The organism is Pinibacter aurantiacus, from assembly GCF_019130065.1.
Classification (GTDB): domain Bacteria; phylum Bacteroidota; class Bacteroidia; order Chitinophagales; family Chitinophagaceae; genus Pinibacter; species Pinibacter aurantiacus.
Window position 1 is genome coordinate 446,870 of record NZ_JAHSPG010000018.1, and the last position, 22,019, is coordinate 468,888.

13 protein-coding genes are annotated in these 22,019 nt (G+C 43.0%); 12 read left to right on the plus strand and 1 reads right to left on the minus strand.

Annotated features, from left to right (window positions below):
- Positions 1–64 precede the first annotated feature (64 nt).
- The 5 genes from KTO63_RS25380 (at position 65) to KTO63_RS25400 (ending at position 9,034) form a co-directional block, all read left to right on the plus strand.
- Positions 65–1,249 (plus strand): FecR family protein, encoded by a 1,185-nt coding sequence (locus KTO63_RS25380; RefSeq protein WP_217794983.1) that lies wholly within the window; start codon positions 65–67, stop codon positions 1,247–1,249.
- Positions 1,250–1,564: 315 nt separating this feature from the next.
- Positions 1,565–4,825, plus strand: coding sequence for a SusC/RagA family TonB-linked outer membrane protein (locus KTO63_RS25385; RefSeq protein WP_217794985.1), 3,261 nt, complete (start codon positions 1,565–1,567; stop codon positions 4,823–4,825).
- Positions 4,826–4,845: 20 nt separating this feature from the next.
- Positions 4,846–6,285 (plus strand): RagB/SusD family nutrient uptake outer membrane protein, encoded by a 1,440-nt coding sequence (locus KTO63_RS25390; protein ID WP_217794987.1) that lies wholly within the window; start codon positions 4,846–4,848, stop codon positions 6,283–6,285.
- Positions 6,286–6,570: 285 nt separating this feature from the next.
- The gene (locus tag KTO63_RS25395) at positions 6,571–7,809 is read left to right on the plus strand and encodes a thioredoxin family protein (RefSeq protein ID WP_217794989.1); all 1,239 of its coding nucleotides are present in this window, start codon (positions 6,571–6,573) and stop codon (positions 7,807–7,809) included.
- 94 nt (positions 7,810–7,903) lie between these two features.
- The gene (locus KTO63_RS25400) at positions 7,904–9,034 is read left to right on the plus strand and encodes a TlpA disulfide reductase family protein (protein WP_217794991.1); all 1,131 of its coding nucleotides are present in this window, start codon (positions 7,904–7,906) and stop codon (positions 9,032–9,034) included.
- A gap of 245 nt (positions 9,035–9,279) precedes the next feature.
- On the opposite strand, the gene KTO63_RS25405 is transcribed toward KTO63_RS25400, so the two are convergent.
- Entirely contained in the window at positions 9,280–10,263 is a 984-nt protein-coding gene (locus tag KTO63_RS25405; RefSeq protein ID WP_217794993.1) for an aldo/keto reductase, read from the minus strand.
- A gap of 191 nt (positions 10,264–10,454) precedes the next feature.
- On the opposite strand from KTO63_RS25405, the gene KTO63_RS25410 reads away from it, so the two are divergent.
- The 7 genes from KTO63_RS25410 (at position 10,455) to KTO63_RS25440 (ending at position 21,990) form a co-directional block, all read left to right on the plus strand.
- Positions 10,455–11,351, plus strand: a complete 897-nt coding sequence (locus KTO63_RS25410; RefSeq protein WP_217794995.1) for a helix-turn-helix domain-containing protein — start codon at positions 10,455–10,457, stop codon at positions 11,349–11,351.
- A 502-nt stretch (positions 11,352–11,853) separates the two neighbouring features.
- Entirely contained in the window at positions 11,854–13,029 is a 1,176-nt protein-coding gene (locus tag KTO63_RS25415; RefSeq protein ID WP_217794997.1) for a hypothetical protein, read from the plus strand.
- Positions 13,026–13,799 carry a peptidoglycan recognition protein family protein gene (locus tag KTO63_RS25420; protein ID WP_217794998.1) on the plus strand — a complete coding sequence of 258 codons (774 nt, stop codon included), beginning with the start codon at positions 13,026–13,028 and terminating at the stop codon, positions 13,797–13,799. The genes KTO63_RS25415 and KTO63_RS25420 overlap by 4 nt, the downstream gene beginning before the upstream one ends.
- 266 nt (positions 13,800–14,065) lie before the next feature.
- Positions 14,066–14,686 (plus strand): DUF4255 domain-containing protein, encoded by a 621-nt coding sequence (locus KTO63_RS25425; protein ID WP_217794999.1) that lies wholly within the window; start codon positions 14,066–14,068, stop codon positions 14,684–14,686.
- A gap of 7 nt (positions 14,687–14,693) precedes the next feature.
- Positions 14,694–16,073: a hypothetical protein gene (locus KTO63_RS25430; protein WP_217795001.1), complete on the plus strand. Its 1,380-nt coding sequence runs from the start codon at positions 14,694–14,696 to the stop codon at positions 16,071–16,073.
- Between the two features lie 133 nt (positions 16,074–16,206).
- Positions 16,207–20,709: an eCIS core domain-containing protein gene (locus KTO63_RS25435; RefSeq protein ID WP_217795003.1), complete on the plus strand. Its 4,503-nt coding sequence runs from the start codon at positions 16,207–16,209 to the stop codon at positions 20,707–20,709.
- Positions 20,710–20,739: 30 nt separating this feature from the next.
- Positions 20,740–21,990: an eCIS core domain-containing protein gene (locus KTO63_RS25440; RefSeq protein ID WP_217795005.1), complete on the plus strand. Its 1,251-nt coding sequence runs from the start codon at positions 20,740–20,742 to the stop codon at positions 21,988–21,990.
- The last annotated feature ends 29 nt before the right edge of the window (positions 21,991–22,019 follow it).

Here is a 22,019-nt window from a genome sequence, read left to right on the forward strand (position 1 = left end):
GATCCTGTCTTGAATATTTGGTGTCTTACCAAATAACAGGGCATTATAAAGCATCAACAATTTTATGAAAGAGGATAGATTGTCATATTTATTTTATCGCGTAATAGATGGCACGGCCAGTCAATCTGAAAAACTGGAATTGGCCGAACTTTCGGTTCAACCTGGTTATGAGCAAAGATTGGCGGAGTTGCTGGGCGAAGGCTGGGATACATACACTTCCAAAGACGACATATTTAGCGAAGCAGCAAGCACAAACATACTAAACAAGGCAATTGAATCAGACGGGAGATCCACTGAAGTCATACCGATAACCCGCAAATCGAAATATCAATTTTCCTGGGTTAAATATGCGGCCGCAATCATCCTTATTTGTGGAGTAAGCACCTACTGGTGGATGGCAAGCCGAAATACAAAAAGCAATATTGCTGAAGATCGCAGCCAATCGATGGCGCAAATAAAGCCGGGTGGTGATAAAGCTATTCTGACATTGGCAGATGGTCGCACAATTAATTTGGACAGTGCCGCAAACGGCAATCTTGCAAGCCAGGCGGGTGTGCAGATTCGCAAACTGGCAAGCGGACAAATTGCTTACGAAATTTCAAGTCAGCCAAATGAGAAAGTGGTATGGAACACAATCAGCACACCCAAGGGCGGACAGTATCAACTAACATTACCAGACGGCACAAAGGTATGGCTCAACGCCGCGTCTTCACTGCGCTTCCCCACTGCATTTACCGGTAAGGAAAGAAGGGTAGAGATAACAGGAGAAGGATATTTCGAAGTAGAACATAACGCTGAAAAACCTTTTTATGTGAGCGTTGGAAAAACCGAAGTAAAGGTGCTGGGCACTCATTTCAACGTGATGGCCTATGAAGATGAAGAAGCAAAACAGATTACGCTATTGCAGGGAAGCGTTCTGGTGAGCCAGGCTTCCAACAATACTAAGTTAATACCGGGACAACAGGCAAGGGTTGCTGCAGATATCAACGTAGCAGACAATGTGGACCTGGAACAAGTGGTTGCATGGAAGAACGGTGCCTTTGTTTTTGGAGAATCCATGAGCGTGGAAGAAGTGATGCGCCAGATAGCCCGCTGGTATGATGTAGATGTTGTTTTCCGCCATAAAATCAATGGTCACATCGGCGGATCTGTTTCCAGGAACGCGAACATTTCTGAAGTGCTGAAGATACTTGAGTTGACAGGTGCAGTGAAGTTTGAAATTGTCGGACGAAAAGTGATTGTAGAATAGCAATAGAAATGCGGCCGTTTTACTAAAAAAATTACTAACGCTTATATTATCATCAACATAAATAGAAAAGACATGAGAAGTACTTAAAACTCCTATCCGGGGAGGACTAAGAAAAAAGCCAGAAGTGGTTGCAACACTTCCGGCAGGCGCTTAGGCTGACCCCATAATTTTCAATCGCGCAGACTGCTTATTATTCATCAACCCAAACAAAACAAAGTTATGTTATTAAAATTTCTTTGTGGTGGCTCTTTTATGCCTGCTCTTAAAGAGAAGGATTCCGGGAGACGCCTCTGCTCAACCAAAACGCTGCTGATTATGAAATTTACAGCCATTCTAATGGTCGTGTTCACGTTTGCTGCTTCAGCACACAGCTATTCCCAGATCAGTATTTCGGCAAAAAACAAAAGCCTGTCCGCTGTTTTTAAATCCATTAAACAACAGAGCGGATATGATTTCGTTTATGCGGTGGAGTTACTGGAAAAGGCAGGAAAAGTTTCTGTCGAGCTTCGCAATGTCAAACTACAGGACGCATTGGAAGTTTGCCTCAGGGACAAGGACCTGACTTACACCATTGTCGGAAAAACTGTGGTTATTAAAGCCAGCGCGAAACTTGCAATACCGATCCCCGAACCATCGCTGCCTCCTACGATTGATGTACAGGGACGAATTGTTTCTGAATCTGGAGAACCGGTAGCAGGCGCTTCTATAAAAATAAAGGGCTCCAATCTCGGTGCGTCTGCAGATAAGAATGGTCTGTTTCAAATAAAAGGTATAAATCAAGATGCCGTACTTATTGTTTCAGGCGCCAACATAGAAACGATTGAATTAAAAGCTAACCAGTCTTCGCTTTTGAAAGATGGTATGCTAACCATAAAAACCAGGCTAAAAGTTAATAGCCTGGATGAAACTGTTGTCATTGCATATGGCACCACTACCCGCAGGTTGACCACGGGATCTATCAGTAAGGTGAAGGGAGAAGATATTCGCAAACATCCTGTAGATAATCCTTTTTTGGCATTAAGCGGCAAAGTGCCCGGCATGCAAATCGCCCAAACCTCCGGTGTTGCGGGTGCGCCGGTTAGTATTTACGTTCGCGGCAAAAGTTCACTGGGCGCGGGTTCCGAACCATTGTACGTAATCGATGGGGTGCCATTTGCGCACACAGTGGGAAATGTCACTTATTCAAGCGGCATATCTGCCCAAACGCTCGGCGGGTTAAGCAACGCTACTGCCGGTAGCAGCCCCTTTGTCAATCTTAATCCTTCTGATATTGAAAGCATAGAAGTTCTAAAAGACGCAGATGCTACAGCCATCTATGGTTCAAGAGGCGCAAACGGTGTTATCCTGATTACTACGCGAAAAGCAAAAGCCGGCAAAACTGCTGTTGATCTAAATTTTTATACAGGCTGGGGACGTCCTACAAAACTGCCGGAGATGATGAACACCCAGCAGTATACGACGATGCGCAGAGAAGCTTTTAAGAATGATTCCATTGCGCCAAATACTACCAATGCTACTGATTTGATGATATGGGACACTACACGCAACACCGATTGGAAGGATTTGCTTCTGGGGCAAACTGCACGCAACTACGACGGTCAGGTACGCGTGTCGGGGGGCAATCAGCAAACGCAGGTTTCATTGGCCACCGGCTATCACCGCGAAACGCCCGTGTACTATGGCAACATGCACGACGACAGGATTAACATGCATTCCAGCTTTGCACATCGCACGCTCGATAATAAATTTTCAATTGCCTTCAACGCCAGCTATAGTTCGGATAAAAACAATCTAAGCACCATTGACCTGATGCAGTTGCTCACTACCATTCCAAATGCGCCTTATCCGTTGGATGCAAATGGCAATTTAGTTTGGAGCGATAAAGGTGTGAATTTTTCGAATCCATTGGCATATACCAAAAAGCAATACATAGGGTTAACCGATAACATGCTGAGTAGTTTGAACCTGAGTTACACTGTTGCTAAAGGACTTCGCGTAAAACTTGACGGAGGTTTCAATATTGTAAGACTTGATCAAACCGCAACAAATCCTATTGCTTCGCAAAGCCCTTCCAGCACATCTTTGGTGAGTTCAGCAGATTTCTACAAACAAACACAAAAGAACTGGATACTGGAACCGCAAATGGATTATACAACCAAAATAAGTAAGGGCCAGTTGCAGGTATTGATTGGTGGTAGTTTCCAGGAACAGTTGAGTACCGGCGAAAAGGTGAGTGCGAGTGGTTATACCAACGACGCGTTGTTGTTAACGCCCGGCCCGGCCGCTACAAAAAGTGTTACCAGCAGCTATTCTAAATACCGTTATGATGCCTTCTTTGGACGTATAAGCTATAACTGGGACACCAGGTATCTCATAAACATTTCCGGACGCCGCGACGGTTCAAGCCGTTTTGGCCCCGGCAAACAGTTTGGAAACTTCGGTGCAATAGGAGCAGGATGGATATTCTCGAATGAAAATTTCATGAAATCCTTTCCAGCACTTAGCTATGGTAAGTTAAGAGGAAGCATCGGGGTTACAGGTAACGACCGCATCGGCAACTATCAATATATTTCTCAGTGGCTCTCGACTTCTTCAGGGGTGCCTTACCAGGGTAGTAGTGGTTTATATCCGTACAACCTCGACAATCCTGATTTTGCCTGGGAGCGAAACCGCAAGATGGAAGCTGGTCTCGAACTTGGATTCTTTAAGGACCGCATTGACTTTACCGCTGACTATTATCTAAACCGCACCGACAATCAATTGGTAGGATTACCGCTGCCGAGCCAGGTTGGATTTACCAGCGTGAATGCTAACAGAGATGCCATATTGCAAAACTCTGGCTGGGAATTCGCACTGAATTCTACCATCATTAAAACAAAGAATTTCAGCTGGAGGTCTTCATTTAATATTTCGATCCCACGCAATAAGCTGATAGCGTATCCTAATCTGGAAAACACCTCCTATGCTACGATTTGGTCGATCGGGCAACCGGTGACTATCCAAAAATATGTTAAGTACCTGGGCGTAGATCCAACCACCGGCATTTATCAATTGAACGGAATAAATCTGGCAAAAGATAAAATAGTAACCAAGAACCTGGCACCGATGTACTATGGTGGATTCCAAAACACGCTTGCTTATAAAGGTTGGACACTGGATTTCACTTTCTACTACGTAAAACAATCAGGGAAAGCCAACTTCCTTTTCCAGGCTCCCGGTACAAGAGCCAATCAGCCAGTGGCAGTACTTGATCGCTGGCAGCAGAAGGGAGATATTACCAACGTACAACGATTCACAACAACCGGTGCCGCCGCAACCCAATATAGTTACTGGGCAAATTACTCAGACGCAGTAATCACCAATACTTCTTTTGTGCGCTTAAAAAATGTGTCGCTTGCCTATCAACTTGACAAGAAGATTGCGCAAAAAATAAAAGCCGATAATGTTCGTCTGTTTTTCCAGGGCGAGAACCTGCTCACGTTCACACCGTATAAAATTGGTGATCCTGAAATAATGTCGTTTAGCACAATGCCACCACTTAGAATGATGACCGTAGGTCTCCAGGTTGTCTTTTGATCACTACAAAAATCATTAAAATGAAAAGTACAAAAATTACATTACTACATATAGTTGGGCAATCCGGCAGGTTGATAACAGCACTGTGCTTACTATGCATGATATTATCCTCTTCCTGCAAAAAATTTGTGACCGTTGAAAATCCGCCTGATGTCCTGACAAGCGACAAAATATTTGTAGATGATAAGACTGCAACCGCTGCCATGCTTTCAATCTACATTGATATGATGAATGATCAGTTTGGCAGCAATGGTTCCTTCGTATGCTTCTCACTAACAGCATTAGGAGGCATGTCCGCAAATGAAATGATCTGGACGCAAAGCAATACCACAGCTCCCACATACCAGGAGTTTACAGATCATGCATTAACGCCGCCAAATACGTATGTAGCTGCGTTTTGGAAAGATGGTTATAAATACATCTATCGAACCAACGCTATTATAAATGGCCTGCCAACTGCAACGGGCATGACAACTGCGACAAAAAACCAGCTTGCAGGCGAAGCGAAATTCATGCGTGCCTTCTGTTATTTCTACCTCGTGAATTTGTTTGGAGATGTTCCGCTGATATTGAATACAAATTACCAGGAAAACATGCTTGTACCCAGAACGCCTGCTGCTGATGTATGGAAACAAATTGTAGCAGATTTGAAAGATGCCAAGGCGCTTTTACAAGAAGCCTATCCAACAACAGAGAGACTTCGTCCTAATCGCTGGACAGCAAGCGCCTTACTCGCTCGTTCCTATTTGTATACCGGTCAGTGGGCAGATGCTGAGTCAGAAGCTGATGCAATCATTGCTTCCGGAGCCTATGGAGCCGCTCTGCCGGCGTTGGACAAAGTTTTCAAAAAAGATAGTCCCGAAACCATCTGGCAATTGCAACCGGTACGTTCCAATGCAAATACGCTTGAAGGTTCTACGTTCCTTGTAGCGGGCACCACACAGCCAAACTATCAATTAACACAGCAGTTGATAACTGCATTTGAGGCCAATGACAATCGCAAAGCAAAGTGGATTGGATTTAGCAATCCTGCATATCCTACTTGGGCGTTCCCCGCTAAATACAAAGCAGGCGCAGGTGCTGTAACTGAATACTACGTTGTTTTCAGGCTCACTGAGCAGTATATGATACGCTCAGAAGCAAGGGCCCGCCAGGGTGGAAGCAAATTGCAGCCGGGCATAGACGATTTGAATACAGTTCGCACCCGCGCCGGATTACTTGGTTCCACTGCAACAGATCAGGCATCATTAATCCTTGCATTGGAAAAAGAAAGACAGGTTGAATTCTTTGCAGAATGGGGACATCGTTGGCTGGACCTGAAAAGAACCAACAGGGCAGAAGCTGTGTTAGGACCCCTTTCTCCTAACAAAACATGGAAGCCGGGCAGCGAATTATTTCCAGTTCCGGATGTAGAGATCAACAACAATCCAAAACTGGTACAGAATGGCGCTTATCTGTAGGTTAAGTAAAAAGTAATTCAATGTCATTTAGTTAAACTGTTTGAAAAATTAAAGGCATGTCGCTTGTCATCCCGACGAAGGAGGGATCTGGGTCTAACACTAGCGAACTCTATGCTTAAACAATCACGCAGATCCCTCCTTCGTCGGGATGACAAGTGGTGTTGCCTGCGGATCAAAAACACCATCCCGTTCAGAAAAATTCGTTGACTAAACGACATTGAATAAGTAAAATCGTCAGATACGTGTAGGGATATTCCTATACACTCATCAATAAAATAATTTTTTATGCTCAACAGAAATAAAATAACAATGCTCATCCTGATACTGGGAGCAATTGGTTTGCCAGCAATCATCAATGCGCAGGGAATTGAATTCATGCATGATCTGGATTCTGCATTGGCAAAAGCTAAGGCTGAGAACAAACCTGTTTTTGTAGATTTTTACACTTCCTGGTGCGCACCTTGTAAAGAGATGGCCAAAGATGTATTTCCGCAGGAAAAAGTTGGCAGTTTTTACAACAAGCAATTCATCAATTGTAAGGTACAATGCGATGACAAAGGAGTGGGTGTGGAGAAGGGAAAACAATACCAGGTCAACGCATACCCTACATTAATGTACCTCGATAAAGACGGTAACATGATTCATAGTGCAGCCGGTTCCAGCACTCCGGAAGCATTCATTGAGCTGGGCAAAATTGCACTGGATCCAGATCATAATATGTTTACATTGATCAAAGAATGGAATGCAGGCAACCGCGAGTATGCATTTGTAACCAAATATTTCAAAGCGCTGAAAGATGCCTACAGAGGTGAGAAGCTTAGCAATGACTTCAATACTTATTTTAATGAGCTAACCCCTGCAGACAAAGAGAAGAAAGCCACATTTGACCTTGTTCAGCTTGTTAAGGCTGCGCCTTTTTCCTCTCCATTCGAGTACATTGAGGCCAACGTAAAAAAATATTACAAGACAGTAGGTAATACAACAGTAGACAAATACATTTCCGATTCTTATTTATGGTATCTAAAGAACATGATTTATCCTGCGACCAGGAAAGAATATGAAATTGCCAAGGCAAAGTTCAAGGCTAAAAATTATCCGTATTATAATGAGTTTGCCATGTTCTTTAGCGCATATGAAGTACAGGATAGTACCGGCAACATAAATGTTGATGAATACATGAAGCGGGCAGATGCCTTTTTGCAGAAGTATGGTAAGAACAATGATAGCTATACGCTTGCCTTGACAAGCCTGTTGGGCAATTGCACAGGAAAGCCTGACCAAACCCTGATTGGAATCAAATGGATGGAAGACCTTCTCAAACGAAACCCTGATCCCAAATATCTATCGACCTACTTCTATATTACTTTGAGAAATTATCATTGTGATAAAGCCCAGGAGATAGCCAATGAAATGCGGGCAAATGCGATCAAGAATAATCAGTCAACGAAGTCCGTTGACGCACAGATAGCTTCCATCGATTCCTACAGGGCAAGATTGGCAAAGCTAACTGCAGAGAAGAAATAGCTCATCGCTAGCCTGCACACATAAAATAATACGGTGACTGGAAAGACAATCTTGTTTTGCTTTCCAGTCACCATAACCTTCAATTAAACAACAAATGAAATTAAGCGTAATCGGTCTTGCAGTTTTGTTGCCCGGCACATTGCTGGCCCAGAAGAAAACAGATTTTTCTATCAAAGGAAAAGTGGGAAATATAAACGCACCTGCAATGGCTTATCTGTCGTATCGCCAGGGTAGCCAAAGTATTTCCGATTCAACGAAAATTACAAATGGGAAATTTGCATTCAAAGGAAGCATTGAAGAACCCATACAGGCTACGTTATTGTTTAACTACACAGGAGGTGGAACCAACGGCAAAAACGTACAACGAAAAACTATTTACCTGGAACCGGGCAAAATGAAAATTGATGGAAAAGATTCTCTCTCAACAGCCAATGTTTCCGGAAAGATCAATGATGACTATCAAAAACTAAGGATAGCATTGAAGCCAACTACGGACCAGATGACCGCATTCATGGCTGACTACAATGCCATGCCACCAGAAAAACAAAAAGACACGGCGGTAAGGTCTGTACTCGATAAAAAATACAATGCTATAATGGAAGAGCAAAAGACAGCTTATCTCTCTTTCATAAAATCTCATAATGACAATGTAGTAAGCCTCGATGCCCTCAAGAGGTTTGGAGGATCTACTCCTGAATACGATGTAGTGGCTCCATTGTTTAAATCATTTTCTGAGAACTTGAAAAACAGTGCTGCAGGTAAAGAGTATGCAACCATGCTAACCGGTTTGCAAAACACTGCTGTTGGAGCTATGGCACCTGAGTTTACGCTGAATGATACTTTGGGAAATCCTGTAAGACTTTCCAGCTACAGAGGCAAATATGTACTGGTTGATTTTTGGGCAAGCTGGTGCGGACCATGCCGCGCAGAGAATCCCAATGTAGTGAAGTCGTATGCAAAATTTCACGACAAGGGATTTGACATTTTAGGCGTGTCCCTCGATGATGAAACAAGCAAAAAAAATTGGCTGAATGCTATCCGCCATGATAAGTTAACATGGCAGCAGGTTTCAGATCTCAAAGGATGGGACAATGAAGTAGCCAAACTTTATGTTATCAAAGCCATTCCGCAAAATGTATTGCTGGACCCAAGTGGTAAAATCATTGCAAAGAACCTGAGAGCTGAAGAACTTGAAAAGAAGCTTTCACAATTGTTTCCTCTTTAGAAGCAAAAGAAAATTAGCATAAACAATCCAATGCGGTTTCTCTAGCCTGAAAGGCTTCGACAAGCTCAGCCGGACAGCAAAAGCGGAGTGTCAGGCTGAGCTTGTCGAAGCCTCGATCAAACAGAACCAATGTTGTTAAATGGTTTTAAAGAAACGACGTTGAAAAACAACATAAGAATTTGAATGTTTTTTTCTCATGTTACGGTATAAAAGAGGGGCCCATTGGCCCCCTCTTTATTGCTTCATTATTTTCCAACCCTTGCCTGCAAACTCGCAGGATAGCGTTCACCTGAAATCCTGATAGCTTCAAGCGCATTCTTAATATTGGTTAAATCCTGAGTAGACAATGATACGTTTACAGCACCTACATTTTCCTCCAGGCGATGAATTTTAGTGGTACCCGGAATAGGCGCGATATATGGTTTTTGAGCCAATAACCACGACAAAGCGATCTGCGCAGGTGTCGCGTTTTTTTCTCCGGCAATTGTTTTTACGAGTTCCACTAATGCCTGGTTGGTCTTTCGATTTTCTTTTGAAAAACGGGGAACGATATTTCTAAAGTCGCTGCTGTCAAACTTTGTGTGCTCATCTATCGCACCTGTTAAAAATCCCTTGCCAAGCGGACTGAAAGGCACAAAGCCAATTCCTAATTCTTCTAACACAGGAATAATCTCCTGCTCTGGCTGGCGCCAAAACATAGAGTATTCACTTTGCAAAGCTGCCACCGGTTGAACTGCGTGCGCTTTTCGAATACTTTGTATGCCGGCCTCACTCATGCCAAAATGCCTAACTTTCCCTTCCCTGATTAAATCCTTCACTGTTCCCGCTACATCTTCCATCGGTACATTTGGATCAACCCTGTGCTGGTAAAACAAATCAATCACATCGGTGCCAAGATGCTTCAACGATGCTTCCGCAACGGCTCTTATCCTCTCCGGGCGGCTGTCTACACCTTTGGTAGCATCTCCATCTGTAAAACCGAATTTTGTGGCGATCACTACTTTATCACGAAAAGATTTTACGGCTTTACCTAAAAACTGTTCGTTCTGGCCCTGGCTATAAGCCTCGGCAGTATCAAAAAATGTTATACCCAAATCAAATGCCTTTTGAATCAACGCAATCGCATCTGCTTCACTGGTGGCAGGTCCATAACCAAAGGTCAAACCCATACAACCCAATCCCAACTCAGACACTTCCAATCCGCGGTTGCCCAGTATTCTCTTTTTCATTTTGAACTATTTTTTGTGTTTAGTATGCCACAGCAAAAGCGCTGCAACATTTGTTTTGTAAAATTGTACAATAAAAGTGGAGCGGCACTTATATGGATTACTGCATTACTTACCATTATTACTTATCTGCCTTTCATGGTATTCATGCCGATACAGGAATGTGTAACTTTATTCAGTAAAACGATACGGTTATGGAAGAAATAGTAAAACTGGACAGCGTAGATGTTTATAACAAAATGCGGGGAGTAGAAACACTCCATCCATTAATTACCGTAATTGATTTGAGCAAAGCTTCGCCAATGCCTGCGCGAACTTTTAATTTTGGTTTATATGCTATCTACCTGAAGGAATTGAAATGCGGTGAATTAAGATATGGCCGGAGTAACTATGATTTCCAGGAAGGCACATTGGTGTTTACAGCTCCTGGCCAGGTAGTTGGTGTGCAACCCGGTATAAAGACTTTTGAACCCAAAGGATGGGCGTTATTGTTTCATCCCGATTTGATCAAAGGCACATCCCTGGGCAAAAACATCCAGGATTACACCTTCTTTTCCTACGAGGTAAATGAGGCATTGCATCTCTCAGAAAAAGAAAGGCAAATTGTATTGGATTGCTTTTCTAAGATTCAATACGAAATGGAGCGGGCAATTGATAAACATAGCAAAACCTTAATCGTTTCCAACATTGAATTGTTTCTACACTATTGCCAACGTTTTTACGACCGCCAGTTTATAACCAGGGATAGCAACAATAAAGGCATTTTGGAAAGATTTGAGCATGTACTTAATGACTATTACACCTCCGGCAAACCGCAAAGCATAGGATTGCCGTCTGTTGCGTTCTGTGCAGACGAACTGCATTTGTCCGCCAACTACTTTGGAGATCTGATCAAAAAAGAAACCGGAATATCTGCGAAAGAATATATCCAATCCAAAGTCATGGAGATAGCCAAGGAAAAAATTTTTGATATCGATAAGTCCATTAGTGAAATAGCATACGACCTGGGTTTTAAATACCCACAACATTTCACAAGACTGTTTAAGCAGAAAACAGGCATGTCGCCTGTCGAGTATAGAAATTTGAATTGATAGCACGAGAGTTATTTCGTCTTACTTTTTTTTCTCCCCCTCGGATAATACCATTCTCTCCGAAAATGCATTCTTTCGGTGATATGAAAAGAATTGTCATAATCAACATCAAACAAAAGGCATAACATGCTGTCTTTTCGTTTGCGTTTATAGCCGTTCGATAGCGTTATTTTCCTTCAAAAAATCATCCTTTTTAATGATTGCTTCAGCTGATGTGTCCCGCTACTTTTGTTGATAAATACTTTTCAAATTCAATCACTTGCTATTTTATTTCTAAATATTTTTTTATAGGTTTATGTATCAACTCCTTAAACTCCTTTCCCTTCAGCAAAACTTCAGTATTGTAAACGTACCGTCATTCTTTTGTTTCAATCGTTTTTATTGACCGCTACTAATGTAAAACACAGGCAGTGGCGATAATGATCCGTTGCTCAGGAACCTTTGTTTGCATACATCAAATGTATTCCGACAAACAATCATTAAACCTTTAAACTGAGAGAAAATGTTTGGTTCAGTAGTATTGGAAGTGGCAATAGGAATTATTTTCATGTTCATGCTATCCGCAATGATATGCACTGCTGTCCGCGAAGGCATAGAATCGAAACTGAAAACAAGAGCTGCTTATTTGGAAAGAGGCATCAGGGAACTGCTGCACGATCGGGGAGCAGAAAATATTGCCAGAAGTTTTTTTGAGCACCCTTTAATAAACGGCTTGTATACCGGCGAATACTCTGTAGAAAAAAAAGCAAGCGAGCCGAAAATATTCGAGAGTGGAAAAAATCTTCCGTCCTATATTCCATCGAAAAATTTTGCGCTGACATTGATGGACATTGCTGCAAGAGGACGGGATAACAATGAAGCCGCGGCCAACGCTAATTCTACGCCCATCACTGTTGAGTCCGTCAGAGCAAACATTTCGAAGATTGGAAATGTCTACGTGCAAAGAGCGTTTCTCACTGCGCTGGACAGTGCACAAGGCGATCTTAATCTTTTACAACAAAACCTTGAGGATTGGTTCAATAGCAGCATGGACAGGATATCCGGCTGGTACAAACGTTCTACTCAATACATTATTTTCTTTATAGGATTGGTTCTTGCAGTAGGATTAAACATCAACACACTTTCAGTTGCGGATTACCTGTTTCATAATGATGATGAAAGAAAAATAATTGTGACACAGGCCGAAGCTGTGGTAAAAGATTCAACCTCCACACAAAAGAATTATAGAGATGCAGCAAAAGCGCTGGCTTCCATCAAAATACCCATTGGATGGAATGATGCTAATAATCCGTTTCACGGGTTTACTACCGATAATAAATACTGGCTTTGGCAATTCATACTAATGCCTTTGTTGGGCTGGCTAATTACCGCGTTCGCTGCAACGTTGGGCGCACCGTTTTGGTTCGATCTGTTGAACAAGGTTATGGTCATACGATCAACCGTAAAGCCGACTGAGAAAAGTGGAGACGAAGGCTCCGAGGACAGGCGCAGCAACAAACAACAACCTGTTATCATTGGAGCTGGGGCGCCCGCAGGTGGCGTGCAGCAGCATGCCGCAATTCATGGCGCCACACACGATAGCGACAGCAATGCTGACTTTTGCGATGTAGTATTAAGTGATACTGATGCAACACCGGATGAAGATTTACCATTAACCTTAGGAGGGGTTCAACAATGAGCTTTACATTAACCTGGCTAAAAGATGTCTTATTACAGGCAGGCCTGAAAGTCGCTCCGGTTGACGGCTGGGAGCGAAGAGGTATTTCAGAAATGGGAGAAGTGCAAGGTATCTTGTGTCACCATACAGCAGGTTCCAGAAACGGCAACATGCCGTCGCTGGGTATTGTCACAAATGGCAGAAGCGATCTCCACGGGCCATTGGCACACCTGGGTTTGGGGCGAGATGGCACCTTCTACATCATTGCAGCCGGACGATGCAACCATGCGGGCCCCGGTAGCTGGAACGGCATAACAAGCGGCAATACACACTTCATTGGAATAGAAGCAGAAAATACCGGCCTGTCAAATGATACGCCATGGCCCGCTGTGCAGTTAGATGCTTACTATCGCGGTGTCGCTGCAATACTAAAGCACATCGGCAAAGACGCCAGTTTCTGCGCAGGGCATAAAGAGTATGCACTTCCGCGTGGCCGCAAGTCCGATCCTGATTTTGACATGAATGCCTTCAGATCCAAGGTCAGCGACATTCTTAACGGAGCCACACGGCCATCGCCGCTTATTCCCGCAGTGAATGCAAACGGCATAAGAACAATACGCCGGGGCGATTCCGGTAACCTCGTTAAACAACTACAAGCCAAACTATCACTTACTCAAGACGGCGTTTTTGGACCGGGAACAGAAGCCGCCGTGCGCGAATTTCAACGACAAAACAGACTTGTGCCCGATGGAATTATCGGACCGAAATCCTGGGCAATACTTGGTCTTTGACTTATTTAAAGCCAACTCAAATTGAGTTTTGCCACCATGATGCCAACTCCATGATTTATTTCGACTAACTACTTTTCAGGTTGTCTTGAAAAACATTTAACCGGCTGCAGACACCAGGTTTCCGGCAAGCCCGTGTGAAGTATTTACGCACGCTTGTTTGAAGGCACCGTTTAATTGACTAAATTTATTACAGCCCTGCGCCGTACATCTCTGATCGCCACCCACAATCCCTCCCTGGCATTATAACACTCTAATTAACTAGAAGTATGATTGATAATGCTTTAAAGATAATCGCCAACGAGGTGAACAAATATGTGGTTCGCAAACTTGACCCGGACAGGGACCCGTCATCTACCAAACGCATAGCAACCGGCAATGTGGCAAAGGCACAGGATGCAGATGCGGGAGGTGCAAGACCTGATGCACTAACAACACCGGGCATTCTCACCCTGGTAAACCTTGAAGAAGAAAGACTCGCAAAATCTGTAAACAATTATGTAAGAGTAGGCGACAAAGTTGAATACCGCAATCCAAAAGTATACCTGAATTTATATTGCCTCTTTGCGGTCAACCACAGTTCATACGATACTGCACTACAATACCTTTCACTGATCATACAATTTTTTCAATACCGTCCTTTTATTGACCACAAAAACACACCGCCCGATAATGGCCTTGTGCTCGACAGAAAAGTCGATAAACTGATATTTGATATGGTATCGCTCAATTCCGAACAGGTGAACCATTTGTGGGCGATACTGGGTGGAAAGTATTTGCCTTCTGTGTTATACAAAGTGCGCATGGTAACAATTGAAGACGACGCTATCGATATGATCGGCGATCCTATTACACAACTTGCAATGCAAGGACAGGCTGTAGAAAAATAACAACGCTATGACACTCAACTATACAGTACTTTTCAACATAGAGCTTTTGCATGAATATTTTTTTGATCGCAAATGCAATGTACTTTCCATCATACCCTCACAGGATTGCAAAACGCTGGCAACCAGCATGCGCCTGTTGTTTCGCAGCATCAACAATACGTTTATAACATTCATTCAGCAGAACGAAAGCGGCGAGCCATTTCTGAATACAGATAAAATCAAAATGTTCAGAAGTTCATACGGCAACAAAGTATTGAGGTTTTATTTGAAAGTTAATGATCCTGCATTTTTCAACTACACTAACCTGCCCACACTGGCGGCTGCAAACAGCAAATTGTATTTCAGTAATCTATCAGAGAATCTGCAAAACCAAATTCTTTATTTGAGCGCACCGGTTGCAGCCTACGATGCTACTAAAACTTACATGCCCGGAGACCTTGCCATGGACGCCGCCACCGGTAACATTTATGAAGCCGTTCGAAAAAACAATCCAGCAAAAAAAACAAAGTTGACAGACAACACAATATGGGCACTTAAAGGACTTTCCACTTTTGATTCGATTGAAAATTACGCACCGGGCAAAACTTATATGACTGGAGAATTTGTGCGTCAGTCCAATAGCGACAATATATTTGAAGCCGCAAAACGAAACACCGGCAAGACTGCGAAGGACCTTTCAGATGCGTCCGTTTGGATACCAAGAGGAAAAGGGCAATTGCAATATGCGGCAGGCAACGATGTTATTTCGTGCAGCAATGGGGCGTATTTTTTTCAACTGCCCGCTGCCGTCAAGAAAGCCGATGTATCAATACTCGCGTTCAACTTCGATACAAAAAAACCGGCATTTGATGTGGTGATAAAAAAAGAAACAAGAAAGTTTGATAGTGCTGTAACACAGGTAAGTATTGATCTTTCCACTCTTGACCCGGGTAAGTATGTGATCAAAGTGAATGATGAAACAAGCACTGTTTACTACGACCCAACACTCGACGGCAATGGTATTCTCGGCATCATTGAAATATACAATCACTTGCTGGCTAAAGACGAATTCTCACTGCTTGACGACAATGAAAAAATCAAACACGCAAAATATAGTCTTGTATTTCCAAACAGGAGAGTGTTGTGGAAATATGTAAGAAAAGATGGGAGGGCAAAAAGCATCACCGACACAGGCGAGACCGGTTACTCATTTACATTGGACGGGGAAGAGTTTGTGTCGGCAACGCCCATTCCACTTTCGGAAGATGCATTGAAAACTTTGAAGCTTGAATTCAGCTCCAAGGATTTCAGTATATCCCCATTGCCCAACCCTTCTGTGCTGCGCCTCAGCAGGCATACGCAGGATGATTTTGACTACTTGTGTTCGGAAACCTATTTAAATTACTAGGCCCCACTTCTTTTAACCACAGAGGAAAGGAGAGGTGTCACAAAAAAATAGTTGTTACCCGCGAAGAAGAACGGAGAAAATAATAGTGACAAACAAACCTCCTTTACTCTGTGAAAAAAACCTCCGTAACTCTGTGGTAAAAAACGGCAACTTAAACAGCATGTTCTCTTACACCAATAAAACTACTTCCAGTGCTCCTCTTTTGCAAGCCAAAGCAGGAAGCAACACCTTTTTTAGAAAGGCTGGAGAAGAAAGTTTTTTTGGAACAAAAGAACCTCCCACTTTTTTCAATAAACCAATACAGGCAAAACTTACAGTAAGCACACCAGATGATCCGCATGAAAAAGAAGCCGATGCTGTGGCCGACAAAGTAATGCGCATGCATGAACCAGTAAAAGCGCCCGGGCAAAAACAGGATGCGCTTCAACGAAAGGAAGAAGAGGAAGTGCATGCAAAACACGAAGCGCCTGTCATAAGCAAGATCTACTGCAAAGCCGCGGGTGAAGAAAAACTGCACGCAAAGCTCGAAACTGTTGTGCACGCGAAAGCCCAGGCTTCTGAAGCAGCGCCGGTCAATATTTCTGCAGGTAGCAATCAAACGACAGACAATGTAATTTCTCTATATCATTCGGATGTGATACAGCAAAGTGGCCGGGGCCCGCCTGCGTCTTCCATACCGTTTGAGCAAACATTATCATCTTCCAAAGGAAACGGTAGTGCTTTGCCTGACGACACAAAACAATTCATGGAAAGTCGCTTCAATGCCGACTTTAGCGGCGTTCGTGTACACACGGACCAAACAGCCACACAGCTCACCAGTAGTGTGAATGCCAAAGCTTTTGCCCACGGCAATGACATCTATTTCAACAAGGATCAGTTCTCCCCACACTCCAATGGCGGCGGCACTTTGCTGGCGCACGAACTTACACACACCATCCAACAAGGCGCCAGTAAAAGCAACACAACCGTTAGTAACAAAACTGCTGCAAAAGAAAGTACGGCAAGCGAAATTGAACCATCCAAAAATGAATCTCACGCAACTGAAATAGCCAGGAAAGAAGATACGGAACATGTCGACAAAAAATCTATTGCTGAAAATGCTGTTCAGACAAAAATATCAACAGATAACCCGCCTGTGCAAAACAATATTGTTGCCACAAAAACAGAAATAATTTCTCCGGAAAAATTACAGCCAAAAGAAGAGGAACATCAAAAAGAAGAAGGAAAGGAAAGCACGATTTATCCCTCACTGCAACTGAAATACGACTCTGCAATTGACAGAAAAAAATGCCACTGCAGCGACGAAACACACGCGGACAAGAAATGTGTTGATTGTAAACTTCAAACTGCTTATCAGAATAACAATTTTGACATTCATAACAACATTAACGACACGGCAACAGGCACAGCGTCGGAGCGGGGGCCACCACTCGCAGTGCAAAGAAGCGAAGAAAAAATACAGCGTTCTCCTGTTGACGACGCACTTGGCTACGCTGGACCTTTGAGTGAATGCTTGTCGATCTCCGAAGGCATCGACATAGCCTGCGTGAAAAGAAAAGCACAACAGGTTGCCCTGCATATTCCAGGCTATAAAGCATTGCGTGTAGTGCTGGGAGAAGATCCTATAACCGGGGAAAGCATAGCATTTAACGGACGCAATTTTATAGAAGCATGTTTTGATATCGTACCCGGCGGCGAACTGCTCTATAGAAAACTGGATGAAATACACAAGCTGGATGATGCGGCAAAATGGATTGATGGAAAGATTGCCTTTGTAAAAGAAAAAGTAGAAGGATTGAAGGCGGCTATTTCAGCCTTCCTGCATGGCATAGAAGCAACAGACATTACGTCGCCGCTAGAAGTGCTGAAACGCGGTGCAAACATAGTGTTCGGCTTTATTAAAAGCGTTGTTGATTTTGCGATTAGCTCAGCAAAGGAGCTTTTGAAAATGATAAAAGATTTTCTGCTGGATAAGATCGTTGATTTCATAAAAACACAAACAACGGCTTATCCGTTACTCACTGTTATTTTAGGTAAGGACCCGATAACAGAAAAAGAAGTGGCAAGAAACGGAACCAACATACTGAATGCATTGCTGGAACTTGGCGGAGATGAAGGCAGGGAACAACGGAAGCAAATGCAGGAAACAGGCACCTTTAAAAAGGTTGCCAATTTTATAGATGAAGGCATAGCCATATTTAGTTCTGCCTACCAGGAAATAGTGAACGCATTCCATAACATCTGGAACGTCATTACGATTCAGAGTCTGATGGACCCTATAGGAACCTTCAGCAAAATATACAACGAGTTTGCAGGGCCGATAAAAAAAGTATGGGATTTTGTAAAACGTGTAGGAGCGGAAATACTGAAGTTCATCAAAGAGGTGCTGATGGTCCGTCTTTCTACCTGGGCAAAAACAGTAAAAGGCTATACGATGGTCACCGTGATCATTGGCAAAGACCCATTCACCGATGCAGTGGTGCCGAGAACTGTTGAGAACATCATTCATGGCTTCATGAGCCTGATGGATGGAGGCGAAGAACAGTTCAACCAAATGAAAGAATCCGGTGCTATTGCGAAAGCAGAACAAAAGATAAATGCCGCAGTGAAGAAGTTGAACATGACGCCGCAGGCAATTATTCAATTGTTCATCGACTTGTGGAACTCATTTAGCATAAAAGATCTTGCCAACCCAATTGCTGCGTTCCAGCGCATATTGGCAAAATTCGGAGAACCCATTGCAAGACTGATAGCATTTGTTGTTGAGATCGTAAAGATCGTAGTGGAAGTGATATTGATCATCATGCAGTTCCCATTTGATCTTATCAACAACATCATTGCGAAAGCAATGCAGGCATTCGAGAAAATAAAAGCAGACCCCATCGGCTTCCTGAAAAATCTGCTCCGTGCCATTAAGGAAGGCTTCATGAAGTTCTTTGATAACATTCTGAAACACTTGCTGGCCGGGCTTACAGGATGGCTGATGAGTGAATTGAAAGATGCGAATGTAAAAGCACCTGCAGACTTCAGCCTGAAAACGATCATTGGATGGGTACTTGACCTGCTGGGCATTTCAATGGAAAAGATTTGGGACAAGCTGGCGAAACATCCGAGGATAGGACCTGCAAGAGTGGCGAAGATTCGTGGCATGATTAATAAACTGGAAGGCATTTGGACATTCATCAAAGATGTACAGGAACGAGGAATGGCAGCCATTTGGGATAAGATTGTTGAAAAGCTGAACAACTTGTGGGACACTGTACTTGACGCCATCAAGAACTGGATCATGGAACAGATCGTCAACAAGATGGTAACGAAACTATTGAGCATGCTGGATCCTACAGGTATCATGGCCGTTGTGAACAGTGCGATCGCTTTATACAAAGCCATTCAATCATTCATCAAATACCTGAAACAGATGCTGGAGATAGTGAACAGTTTTGTAGAAGGAACAGTAGAAATAGCAAACGGCAATACCAAACAAGCCGCGACCTTCCTTGAAGGCACACTGGCAAGAGGCGTACCGGTAGTGATTGGATTCCTGGCAAACCAGATCGGCTTAAGCGGCGTAGGTAAGAAAGTAGGTGAGATGATTGAAAAGGTAAGGGACATGGTGGATAAAGCTTTGACATGGTTGGTAAACAAAGCGGTAGATACGGCGTTTAAAGTGATAGATAAGATTATGGGAAAAGGTGGTGAGGATGATCCAAAGAAAGACCTCGGCAAAGATCAGAATTATGTTGAAGATTTTTCGATAGGTTCAGAAGGGCACAAGATAACCACATCAGTTAAAAACAATCAGTTCATTGTTACGATGGCAAGCAATGAAGATCTACCTCTTGAGGCGAGGATTTCAAAAGCAATAGCAAGTGTTGGAAATGATTCCACAAGAGATCAAAAAGAGAAGAACGACATTATGAAGTATTTAAATCCAGCTTTAGTAAAAGTGAAGTCGTTAAGAAGCGATTACGAAACCTATGTTAATACTGTGAAGGTTATTGATTTTTCGGGATTTGTTAAACCAAAGATAACTGCTATCATAAGCTCCCTTCGCCCGCTGGAAAAATACAAAGTAGAAGGCATACACGATTTAATAAGTGCACCTAAAAAAAGAAAAATACCAAGCGGCTTTAACATTCGTAAAAATCTTTACGACAAAACAGCTGCTAATGAATGGAAGGAATTAAGCAAGAAAACCAGGGCAAAAGATGTAAGCAACAGAAGTAAAAAATGTTTCGAGCTTAAAAAATTATTTGATGACAAAACTAATCCTGGTAACGAATCGAGCGCTATATCAGAATGGAAGAATTTTAAAGATACCGAATACATACCAAGTTGGGCTCCTCCAATCACGCTGTATGACCATGCAAGAGATTTCAGCAAGTTTGAGTATGAAGCCGACCACAAGGATTCGTTAGGCGTATTTTGGAATGCTAGTGAAAAGAATAAAGGAGACAATGATAGAAAAGCATCATTGCTGCAAGAGTCCAATTTGCAGGTTCTTACAAAAGAGGCTAATGGAAAGAAGAGTGGTGTTCCATTCGACAGAATTGTAGGTGACGACTTTGAAAGTGCTGTTGTGCTTTCTCCAAAAGGATCGAATAAACTTGGCGATCTCGCATTTGAAGAAGGATAAAAAATTTCGACTAAACAAAAACTTCTTTTTATGAAATCAACATATTCCCGCCGCTACCGTCGTAGCACTTCCGCTACAAAGGAGCAGCAAATGTTTAAGAAAGATCATTTGCAGGAGCAAACATTTTTTGGTGCACCAGTGCATGATAATTTCTTTAAGCCGAACCTCGCCATTCAGCGCAAGTGTGCACATTGCGAACAGGAAGAAAAGAACGTGAAGCGCATGGCAGACGAAAAGAAAGAAGAAAAGATTCAAAAACAGGAAGACAAAAAAGAAGAAAATGTGCAGCGCCAGGCAGAACATAAGGAAGAGGAAAAAGTGCAAAAAGCTGCAGAACATAAAGAAGAAGAAAAAGTACAGAAGTCAGAAGAGAAGAAGGAAGAAGACAAAACAGTTGCAAAGAAAGAGGCCGGTACAGCAAGTGGCAATCTTGCATCCACAAACACCTACATACATTCTCTGGAGGGCAAAGGACAGAAGATGCCCGATCATGCATTACATTTCTTTGGCGAAAAAATGGGTCGCGATTTCAGCGATGTGCGAATACATACAGACATGGAAGCAGAACTATCTGCAAAGAACATCAACGCGAAAGCTTTTGCCACCGGCAACAATATTGTGTTTGGCAAAGGTCATTACAATCCTGAGTCAGCCGAAGGGAAAAGATTGCTGGCACACGAACTTACCCATGTGATACAGCAACAGGATAAAGACACCAATGTATTGAAACGCGTGACCGACAACACGGAAAAAGAAAAAGAAACTGATATGCCTTCCATTGTGATAACAGGGCAGGCAGCAAATTCGAAGAACAAAACTTCCTTCGGTTGCGCCGGTGTAAATGTGCAGGGACAAACAGACGCCAACTACACAGATTCATTTAGTGCCACAGGTACACCCAAAGCTTCCACAAAATGTGAAACCTGCGAACCTCCAGACTGCATTACTGTTAGTGGAGTAGTAGTTTCTGTATTTAAGGCGAATCCTGTTATCTCTTTACCCAATGTTCCCGACGGATTATCAGATTGTGAATCGAGAGCCGTTGGCCGTTTTATCAATACAACATTAAAAAGGCACGAACAGCAGCATGTTGCCGCGTTCAATACTTACAATGGTGTAATAAGAACGCCTTACAAGTTTACAGGCTGCCGAAGCGAATTGGATAGTTATGTGCAAGCCATCCATGATGATATAAATACGAAGCGTATGGACGCATCAAATGCACGAAGCAATGCGCTTGATCCGTTCAATGCAACCATTCCCTGTGATTGCGATGAATAGCAACATCAGTGCTTAATCCAAATACGAAA

Coding starts and splice junctions, on each gene's coding strand:
- KTO63_RS25380 (WP_217794983.1), top strand. CDS start 65: ATGAAAGAGGATAGATTGTCATATTTATTTTATCGCGTAATAGATGGC.
- KTO63_RS25385 (WP_217794985.1), top strand. CDS start 1,565: ATGAAATTTACAGCCATTCTAATGGTCGTGTTCACGTTTGCTGCTTCA.
- KTO63_RS25390 (WP_217794987.1), top strand. CDS start 4,846: ATGAAAAGTACAAAAATTACATTACTACATATAGTTGGGCAATCCGGC.
- KTO63_RS25395 (WP_217794989.1), top strand. CDS start 6,571: ATGCTCAACAGAAATAAAATAACAATGCTCATCCTGATACTGGGAGCA.
- KTO63_RS25400 (WP_217794991.1), top strand. CDS start 7,904: ATGAAATTAAGCGTAATCGGTCTTGCAGTTTTGTTGCCCGGCACATTG.
- KTO63_RS25405 (WP_217794993.1), bottom strand. CDS start 10,263: ATGAAAAAGAGAATACTGGGCAACCGCGGATTGGAAGTGTCTGAGTTG.
- KTO63_RS25410 (WP_217794995.1), top strand. CDS start 10,455: ATGGAAGAAATAGTAAAACTGGACAGCGTAGATGTTTATAACAAAATG.
- KTO63_RS25415 (WP_217794997.1), top strand. CDS start 11,854: ATGTTTGGTTCAGTAGTATTGGAAGTGGCAATAGGAATTATTTTCATG.
- KTO63_RS25420 (WP_217794998.1), top strand. CDS start 13,026: ATGAGCTTTACATTAACCTGGCTAAAAGATGTCTTATTACAGGCAGGC.
- KTO63_RS25425 (WP_217794999.1), top strand. CDS start 14,066: ATGATTGATAATGCTTTAAAGATAATCGCCAACGAGGTGAACAAATAT.
- KTO63_RS25430 (WP_217795001.1), top strand. CDS start 14,694: ATGACACTCAACTATACAGTACTTTTCAACATAGAGCTTTTGCATGAA.
- KTO63_RS25440 (WP_217795005.1), top strand. CDS start 20,740: ATGAAATCAACATATTCCCGCCGCTACCGTCGTAGCACTTCCGCTACA.